At 43.4% G+C, this 8,440-nt stretch carries 7 protein-coding genes, 1 tRNA gene and 1 pseudogene; all 9 read left to right on the top strand.

The window, feature by feature from the left end:
• A pseudogene (locus FTT71_RS04895) lies at window positions 1–302 on the top strand (elongation factor Tu); the annotation flags it as partial.
• A 51-nt stretch (window positions 303–353) separates the two neighbouring features.
• A tRNA-Trp gene (locus tag FTT71_RS04890) sits at window positions 354–429 on the top strand.
• A gap of 73 nt (window positions 430–502) precedes the next feature.
• Window positions 503–943, top strand: coding sequence for a preprotein translocase subunit SecE (secE, locus tag FTT71_RS04885; protein WP_004975769.1), 441 nt, complete (start codon window positions 503–505; stop codon window positions 941–943).
• A gap of 7 nt (window positions 944–950) precedes the next feature.
• Complete coding sequence (nusG, locus tag FTT71_RS04880; protein WP_004975770.1) at window positions 951–1,484, top strand: transcription termination/antitermination protein NusG; 534 nt, start codon at window positions 951–953, stop codon at window positions 1,482–1,484.
• 116 nt (window positions 1,485–1,600) lie between these two features.
• Complete coding sequence (gene rplK, locus FTT71_RS04875; protein WP_004975771.1) at window positions 1,601–2,029, top strand: 50S ribosomal protein L11; 429 nt, start codon at window positions 1,601–1,603, stop codon at window positions 2,027–2,029.
• A gap of 3 nt (window positions 2,030–2,032) precedes the next feature.
• The gene (rplA, locus tag FTT71_RS04870) at window positions 2,033–2,728 is read left to right on the top strand and encodes a 50S ribosomal protein L1 (protein ID WP_004975774.1); all 696 of its coding nucleotides are present in this window, start codon (window positions 2,033–2,035) and stop codon (window positions 2,726–2,728) included.
• 321 nt (window positions 2,729–3,049) lie between these two features.
• On the top strand, window positions 3,050–3,556 hold the full coding sequence (gene rplJ / locus FTT71_RS04865) for a 50S ribosomal protein L10 (RefSeq protein ID WP_004975777.1): 507 nt from the start codon (window positions 3,050–3,052) through the stop codon (window positions 3,554–3,556).
• Between the two features lie 48 nt (window positions 3,557–3,604).
• Complete coding sequence (rplL, locus tag FTT71_RS04860; protein ID WP_004975779.1) at window positions 3,605–3,976, top strand: 50S ribosomal protein L7/L12; 372 nt, start codon at window positions 3,605–3,607, stop codon at window positions 3,974–3,976.
• Between the two features lie 307 nt (window positions 3,977–4,283).
• Window positions 4,284–8,372, top strand: a complete 4,089-nt coding sequence (gene rpoB / locus FTT71_RS04855; protein WP_131260966.1) for a DNA-directed RNA polymerase subunit beta — start codon at window positions 4,284–4,286, stop codon at window positions 8,370–8,372.
• The last annotated feature ends 68 nt before the right edge of the window (window positions 8,373–8,440 follow it).

Genomic DNA, 8,440 nt, shown 5'->3' with positions numbered 1-8,440 from the left:
AGCCAGGTACAATCAAGCCACACACTAAATTCGATGCGGAAGTATACGTACTTTCTAAAGAAGAGGGTGGTCGTCACACTCCATTCCTTAACGGTTACCGTCCACAATTCTATTTCCGTACAACTGATGTAACTGGTGCAATCCAGTTGAAAGAAGGCGTTGAAATGGTAATGCCAGGTGACAACGTTGAAATGTCAGTAGAATTAATCCACCCAATCGCAATGGACCCAGGTCTACGTTTTGCGATCCGTGAAGGTGGTCGTACTGTAGGTGCGGGTGTTGTTGCTAAAGTAACAGCATAATTATAGAATGTGTTAAACAGGTCGAGAGCTTTGGCTCTCGTTCTGTTTTGTAGGTCAGTAGTTCAATTGGTAGAGCGTCGGTCTCCAAAACCGAATGTTGGGGGTTCGAGTCCCTCCTGGCCTGCCACTTTTTTTAAAAAAGCTTGATGTCGGCTAATCTAGTCATATAATAAGTCGCGAATTCTACGACGAGTACAAAAATGTCGAATGATAAATCGCGTGACGCATTAAGCGACGCGCCAATCCCTCAAAGAAATAATTCTGCTGAAGTTGTTCAATCGAGTTCTCCATTAGACTACGTGTTGTGGGGTATCGCTTTGATTTTATTCATTGCTTCGATGATGGTGAATCAGCATCTTCCTGCGTATTGGGCACCAGCCAATGATATTTGGGTGCGTGTTGGGGTAATTTTGGCTTGTATCGTTGTGGCTTTAGGTTTATTATACGCCACCCATCAAGGCAAAGGCTTTGTTCGTTTGCTTAAAGATTCACGTATTGAGTTACGTCGAGTCACTTGGCCTACTAAACAGGAAACTGTAACAACGTCATGGCATGTATTGATTGTTGTTGTAGTCACTTCAATTGTATTGTGGTGTTTTGACTATTTGTTAGGCTGGGCAATCAAGTTAATTATCGGGTAAAAGAGCTATGAAACGTTGGTACATTATTCATGCCTACTCAGGTTATGAAAAACAAGTGATGCGTTCGCTTAATGATCGAATCCAGCGTAGCGCTGTTGCCGATAGCTTTGGTGAAGTCCTTGTTCCTACCGAAGAAGTGGTAGAAATGAAGGATGGTAAGAAACGTAAGTCAGAGCGTAAGTTCTTTCCAGGCTATGTATTGGTTGAAATGGAAATGAACGATGAAACTTGGCACATTGTTAAAGAGTGTCCAAAAGTTTTAGGTTTTATTGGTGGTACAGCAGAAAAGCCTGCCCCAATTACGCAAAAAGAAGCTGACGCGATTCTTGCACGTGTACGCAATACTGGTGAAGCACCTCGTCCGAAGACGATGTTTGAACCAGGCGAAGAATTACTTGTGATTGATGGTCCATTCACCGACTTTAAAGGCGTGGTGGAAGAAGTTCAATACGAGAAGTCACGTTTAACGTTGACAATTAATGTATTTAATCGACCTACTCAGGTTGAGCTGGAATTTCGTCAAGTCGAAAAATCCGTTTAAGTTTGAGTGGTTGGAAAACGCCCGATTTATGATGAATCGGGCATTGTTGTTGTAACGGTATCGTTACTTAAAATATTGGGGAGCCTAGCGGCGTTTGTACCCAGAGGTAATTTGAAATGGCTAAGAAGATTGACGGCTATATCAAGCTGCAAGTTCCAGCTGGTAAAGCGAATCCATCTCCACCAATTGGTCCTGCATTAGGTCAACGTGGTGTTAACATCATGGCATTCTGTAAAGAATTCAATGCTGCTACACAAAAAGTTGAACCAGGTTTGCCAATTCCTGTAGTGATCACTGTGTACAACGACAAGTCGTTCACATTCATCATGAAAACTCCTCCTGCTGCAATTCTTCTTAAGAAAGCTGCAGGCATTCAAAAGGGTTCAGCTGTACCTAACAAAAACAAAGTTGGTAAGTTGACTCGTGCTCAATTAGAAGAAATCGCGACTACTAAAGAACCAGATTTAACTGGTGCTGATTTAGAAGCACGTGTGCGTACCATTGCTGGTTCTGCACGTTCTATGGGCTTGGATGTGGAGCTATAAGACATGGCAAAGTTAACTAAACGTCAAAAAGCCATTGCTGCTGCTGTAGAAGCAAACAAAGTTTACACTTTGGAAGAAGCAGTTGAAGTTCTAAACAACCTTCCTGCTGCTAAATTCAAAGAATCTTTGGATGTTGCGGTAAACCTAGGTGTTGACCCACGTAAATCTGATCAGGTTGTTCGTGGTGCGACTACACTTCCTGCAGGTACTGGTAAAACTGTACGTGTAGCTGTTTTCGCTCAAGGTGCTGCTGCAGAAGCTGCTAAAGCTGAAGGCGCAGACGTAGTTGGTTTCGACGACTTAGCTGAAAGCATTCAAGCGGGTAACCTTGACTTTGACGTTGTGATTGCAGCTCCGGATGCAATGCGCGTAGTAGGTAAGTTGGGTACGATTCTTGGTCCACGTGGCTTAATGCCAAACCCTAAAGTGGGTACTGTAACTCCTGACGTTGCGACTGCAGTTAAAAATGCAAAAGCAGGTCAAGCGCGTTACCGTGTAGACAAAGCGGGTATTATCCACGCTGCGATTGGTCAAGTTGGCTTTACTGCTGAAGCAGTTCGTTCAAACGTTGAAACCTTAGTTGCTGACTTGAAAAAGTTAAAGCCTGCAACTTCTAAAGGCGTATACATCAAAAAGATCACTTTGAGCTCTACTATGGGTCCTGGTCTTGTTATTGATGTACAGAACGTTTCTAACTAAGTCTGACTTAGAAAGAATTTTAAAGTCCTGAAAAGTCTCCTTCTCCCTCTGGGAGAAGGTCGGGATGAGGGTTAAACCTCTCCCTAACCCTCTCCTAGCAGGAGAGGGGGACATTCAGGCGGACTTTGAATTGGTAAATGAGAATTTATCAGCGTCAAAGACCTCAGGCGAGAGTAGTTTTATGCTGCTTTCTTAATCTTCCAGCCTGGGTAGACGCGGTGGTGTGATTTATTCCTCCTCCGCGTGTAAGTTCAGCAATGAATTTACGAATTGGGAGTGTGCTTCACGTAAGCACATAAATCACCGTTAGGAGGTTTTACAATGGCTCTTCTTATCGAAGACAAAAAACAGATCGTAGCAGAAGTTAACGAAGTTGCTTCTAAAGCGTTCTCTGCTGTTGTTGCTGACTATCAAGGTATGAGCGTTGAGCAATTAACGGCTCTACGTGTTGAAGCGCGTAAATTAGGTGTTACTACACGTGTTGTACGTAATACTTTGGCTAAACGTGCTTTTCAAGATACGCAATTCACGATCTTGAACGACAACCTTGTTGGCCCAACAATTTTAGCTTTCTCAACTTCTGAAGACGACATGGGTGCAGCTGCACGCTTGTTCGAAGAATTCGCTAAAACGAATAAAGCATTTGAACTTAAAGCTGCTGCATTTGACGGCAAACTTTATAAAGGTGCTGAAGTTAGCGTAATTGCGAATCTTCCGAACCAAGAAAAAGCGCTTACTATGCTTGCAAACGTTCTTCAAGCTCCTATTTCGAAATTGGGTCGCCTTATTACTGCGCTCAAAGAGAAAAACGAGTCAGAAGCTGCATAAGCTTAAATTTATTTCCACACCATTCAATTTCCATTTGGAGTTATTCTCATGGCTTTAACTAACGAAGAAATCTTAAACGCAGTTGCTGAAAAAACTGTTCTTGAACTTGTTGAACTTATCTCTGCTTTTGAAGAGAAATTCAATGTATCAGCTGCTGCTGTTGCTGTTGCTGCTGCTCCAGGCGCTGGCGCTGCTGCTGCAGAAGAGCAATCTGAATTCAACGTTGAGTTGACTTCTTTCGGTGCGAACAAAGTTGCTGTAATTAAAGCAGTTCGTGAAGCTACTGGCCTTGGTCTTAAAGAAGCTAAAGACATCGTTGAAGGCGCTCCTTCAGTGATCAAAGAAGCTGTTTCTAAAGAAGAAGGTGAAGAGCTTAAGAAGAAACTTGAAGAAGCTGGTGCTACAGTTACACTTAAGTAATCTTAAGGGGAGTCGATTTTTTTATAATCGACTCCAAAAAATGGCTGATGGCTCTTGGGTCATCAGCCTTTTTGCGTTACAATTATCGGCTCGATTTTTGTTTGAATGATGGGAAAACCATCGAAAACAATATAAATCAATAAAATCAAACGCTTACCAATATTTTTCCACATTTAAAAATATTGTTAAGCGTTTTAATACCACTAAAAATTGCAGCATTTGTAAAGAGTGGTGGCCATATCGGCCTGCGTAATTCCTTCTAAACTCGTTCTGCAGGCGGGTTTAGTTTACTTTCCGAGGACTCCAGATGGCATACTCATATACCGAAAAGAAACGGATCCGTAAGAATTTTGGTAAATTGCCCCAAGTAATGGATGCACCGTACTTGCTTTCGATTCAAGTCGACTCGTACCGTACTTTCCTTCAAGATGGCAAAACTCCAAAAAGCCGCGAAGATATCGGTCTCCAAGCCGCATTTCGTTCAGTTTTTCCTATAGAAAGTTATTCTGGCAATGCTGCTTTAGAATTTGTTGAGTATAGTCTTGGTAAGCCTGAGTTTGATGTACGTGAGTGTATTCTTCGCGGCTCAACTTATGCGGCACCAATGCGCGTAAAAATTCGTTTGATCATTAAAGATCGTGAAACGAAATCAATCAAAGATGTGCGTGAGCAAGAAGTCTACATGGGCGAAATGCCATTGATGACGGATAACGGTACCTTTGTGATTAACGGTACTGAGCGTGTAATTGTTTCTCAATTACACCGTTCACCAGGCGTGTTCTTTGACCACGATAAAGGTAAGACCCACTCGAGCGGTAAAGTGTTGTATTCAGCACGCATTATTCCTTACCGTGGCTCATGGTTAGACTTTGAATTCGATGCCAAAGACCTCGTTTATGTGCGTATTGACCGTCGTCGTAAATTGCTTGCGACTGTAGTGTTGCGTGCATTGGGCTATAGCAATGAACAAATCCTAGACTTGTTCTTTGAGAAAGTACCTGTCTATTTAGACATGGGTAGCTACCAAATTGACCTTGTCCCAGAACGCTTACGTGGCGAAATGGCACAATTTGACATCACTGATACTGACGGCAAAGTGATTGTTGAGCAAGGTAAACGCATTAATGCGCGTCACGTACGTCAAATGGAAGCAGCTGGTCTTGAGAAGCTTTCAGTTCCTGATGAGTACTTGTACGAACGTATTACTGCAGAAGACATCCAGCTAAAAGATGGCGATGTGATTGCTGCAAACACCTTGTTAAGCCATGAAATCATGGTGAAACTTGCAGAAGGTGGTGTTAAACAATTTAACATCCTATTCACCAATGACATCGACCGTGGTTCGTTCATTGCGGACACCTTACGTGCAGATACAACTGTTGGTCGTGAAGATGCTTTGGTAGAAATCTACAAAGTGATGCGTCCAGGTGAGCCACCGACGAAAGAAGCCGCTGAAAATCTGTTCAATAACTTGTTCTTCTCTTCTGAGCGTTATGATTTATCGCCAGTAGGTCGTATGAAGTTCAACCGTCGTTTGGGTCGTCCTTACGAAGTGGGTACAGATCAGAAATCACGTGAAGTTGAAGGTATTTTGTCTAACGAAGACATTACCGATGTACTTAAAACATTGATCGAAATCCGTAACGGTAAAGGTGAAGTCGACGATATCGACCACTTGGGTAACCGTCGCGTACGTTCAGTGGGCGAGATGACTGAAAACCAATTCCGTGTTGGTTTGGTACGTGTTGAGCGTGCTGTAAAAGAGCGTTTGTCACAAGCTGAAACAGACAACCTGTCTCCGCAAGATTTAATCAATGCGAAGCCAGTGGCTGCTGCAATCAAAGAATTCTTTGGTTCAAGCCAATTGTCTCAGTTCATGGACCAAAACAACCCGTTGTCTGAAATTACCCACAAGCGTCGCGTATCTGCGCTTGGTCCAGGTGGTTTGACACGTGAACGTGCAGGCTTTGAGGTACGTGACGTACACCAAACTCACTATGGTCGTGTGTGTCCAATTGAAACGCCTGAAGGTCCAAACATTGGTTTGATCAACTCGCTTTCTGTTTATGCAAAATGTAATAATTTTGGCTTCTTGGAAACGCCATACCGTAAAGTGGTTGATGGTCGTGTAACCGATGAGGTTGAGTATTTATCTGCAATTGAAGAAGTGGGCACGATCATTGCGCAAGCGGACTCAAGCGTAGACCAAGATGGCAATTTAACAGAAGAATTCGTATCTGTACGTCACCAAGGTGACTTCGTGCGTATGCCGCCAGAGCGCGTGACGCACATGGACGTTTCTGCACAGCAGGTTGTATCTGTAGCAGCATCACTGATTCCATTCCTTGAGCACGATGACGCCAACCGTGCCTTGATGGGATCGAACATGCAACGTCAGGCTGTTCCGACGCTTATCGCTGATAAACCACTTGTGGGTACAGGGATGGAAGCGAACGTAGCACATGACTCAGGTGTATGTGTGATTGCAAACCGTGGTGGTCGTATTGAATATGTCGATGCTTCACGTGTAGTCATTCGTGTGAACGAAGAAGAAATGATCGCGGGTGAAGCAGGTGTAGATATCTACAACCTGATCAAATACACACGTTCAAACCAAAACACTTGTATTAACCAAAAAGTTTTGGTGAAGATGGGTGATAAGGTAGGTCGTGGTGATGTATTGGCTGACGGTCCATCTACAGATGGCGGTGAGCTTGCACTCGGTCAGAACATGCGTGTCGCGTTCATGACTTGGAATGGCTATAACTACGAAGACTCGATCTTGCTTTCTGAGCGTGTACTTCAAGAAGACCGTTTAACTTCGATTCACATTCAAGAATTGTCATGTGTTGCACGTGATACCAAATTGGGTGCGGAAGAAATCACAGCTGATATTCCAAACGTAGGCGAAGCTGCACTGTCTAAACTAGACGAGTCTGGTATCGTTTACATTGGTGCTGAAGTGACTGCAGGCGACATTCTTGTTGGTAAAGTAACGCCTAAGGGTGAAACTCAGTTAACGCCTGAAGAAAAATTGCTTCGTGCAATCTTCGGTGAAAAAGCAGCAGATGTGAAAGATTCATCATTGCGCGTTCCATCAGGTACTAAAGGTACTGTGATTGACGTTCAAGTCTTTACCCGTGATGGTCTAGAAAAAGACGAACGTGCACAAGCGATTGAAAAAGCACAACTTGATGCATACCGCAAAGACTTGAAAGAAGAATACAAAATCTTTGAAGAAGCAGCGCGTGAACGTATTATCCGCTTATTAAAAGGTCAAGAATCTAACGGTGGCGGTACAACTAAACGTGGCGACAAACTTTCTGAAGATGTGTTGTCTGGTTTAGAGTTAGTTGATCTACTTGAAATTCAACCAAGTGATGAAGCAATTGCTGAGCGTTTAACTCAAATTCAAACTTTCTTGAAAGAGAAGAGCTTTGAAATTGATGAGAAATTCGCTGAGAAGAAACGTAAGCTTTCTACAGGCGATGAACTCACTACGGGCGTGTTGAAAGTTGTTAAAGTTTATCTTGCTGTTAAGCGTCGCATCCAACCGGGTGACAAGATGGCGGGTCGTCACGGTAACAAAGGTGTTGTATCAAACATCTTGCCTGTAGAAGACATGCCGCACGATGCTAACGGTGTACCAGTAGATATCGTATTGAACCCACTAGGCGTACCATCGCGTATGAACGTGGGTCAGATTCTTGAAACACACTTGGGTATGGCAGCCAAAGGTTTGGGTGAGCAAATTGATAAAATGCTCAAACAACAACGTGAAATTGCTGAACTACGTGAGTTCCTAGACAAGATTTATAACAAAGTTGGTGGCGAGCAAGAAGATCTTGACAGCTTAACTGATGATGAAATCTTGGTATTGGCTGGCAACTTACGTGCAGGTGTTCCGTTGGCTACTCCTGTATTTGATGGTGCAGAAGAAGGTCAAATTAAAGAATTACTTGAACTGGCTGAATTACCACGTTCAGGTCAAACCGTGTTGTACGATGGTCGTACAGGCGAGAAATTCGACCGTCCAGTGACTGTAGGTTATATGTACATGCTCAAACTCAACCACTTAGTGGATGACAAGATGCACGCGCGTTCTACAGGTTCTTACTCACTTGTAACGCAACAGCCGTTGGGTGGGAAGGCACAATTCGGTGGTCAGCGTTTCGGTGAGATGGAAGTCTGGGCACTTGAAGCATACGGTGCTGCATACACACTTCAAGAAATGCTCACTGTGAAGTCGGATGACGTTGAAGGTCGTACCCGTATCTATAAGAACATTGTAGATGGTAACCATTATATGGACCCAGGTATGCCTGAATCGTTTAACGTATTGACCAAAGAGATCCGTTCTTTAGGTATCAACATTGAACTGAAAAATGGTGACTAAGCATCTCCATTAAATCTCCCTAGATCCCTCTTTATAAAAGAGGGACTTTTCCCCCTTTGAAAAAGGGG

It is taken from the genome of Acinetobacter sp. YH01004 (genome assembly GCF_013420455.1).
GTDB lineage: Bacteria > Pseudomonadota > Gammaproteobacteria > Pseudomonadales > Moraxellaceae > Acinetobacter > Acinetobacter towneri.
This window is presented reverse-complemented; position numbering and strand designations above follow the sequence as displayed.

Coding starts and splice junctions, on each gene's coding strand:
- rplL (WP_004975779.1), top strand. CDS start 3,605: ATGGCTTTAACTAACGAAGAAATCTTAAACGCAGTTGCTGAAAAAACT.
- rpoB (WP_131260966.1), top strand. CDS start 4,284: ATGGCATACTCATATACCGAAAAGAAACGGATCCGTAAGAATTTTGGT.
- nusG (WP_004975770.1), top strand. CDS start 951: ATGAAACGTTGGTACATTATTCATGCCTACTCAGGTTATGAAAAACAA.
- rplK (WP_004975771.1), top strand. CDS start 1,601: ATGGCTAAGAAGATTGACGGCTATATCAAGCTGCAAGTTCCAGCTGGT.
- rplA (WP_004975774.1), top strand. CDS start 2,033: ATGGCAAAGTTAACTAAACGTCAAAAAGCCATTGCTGCTGCTGTAGAA.
- rplJ (WP_004975777.1), top strand. CDS start 3,050: ATGGCTCTTCTTATCGAAGACAAAAAACAGATCGTAGCAGAAGTTAAC.
- secE (WP_004975769.1), top strand. CDS start 503: ATGTCGAATGATAAATCGCGTGACGCATTAAGCGACGCGCCAATCCCT.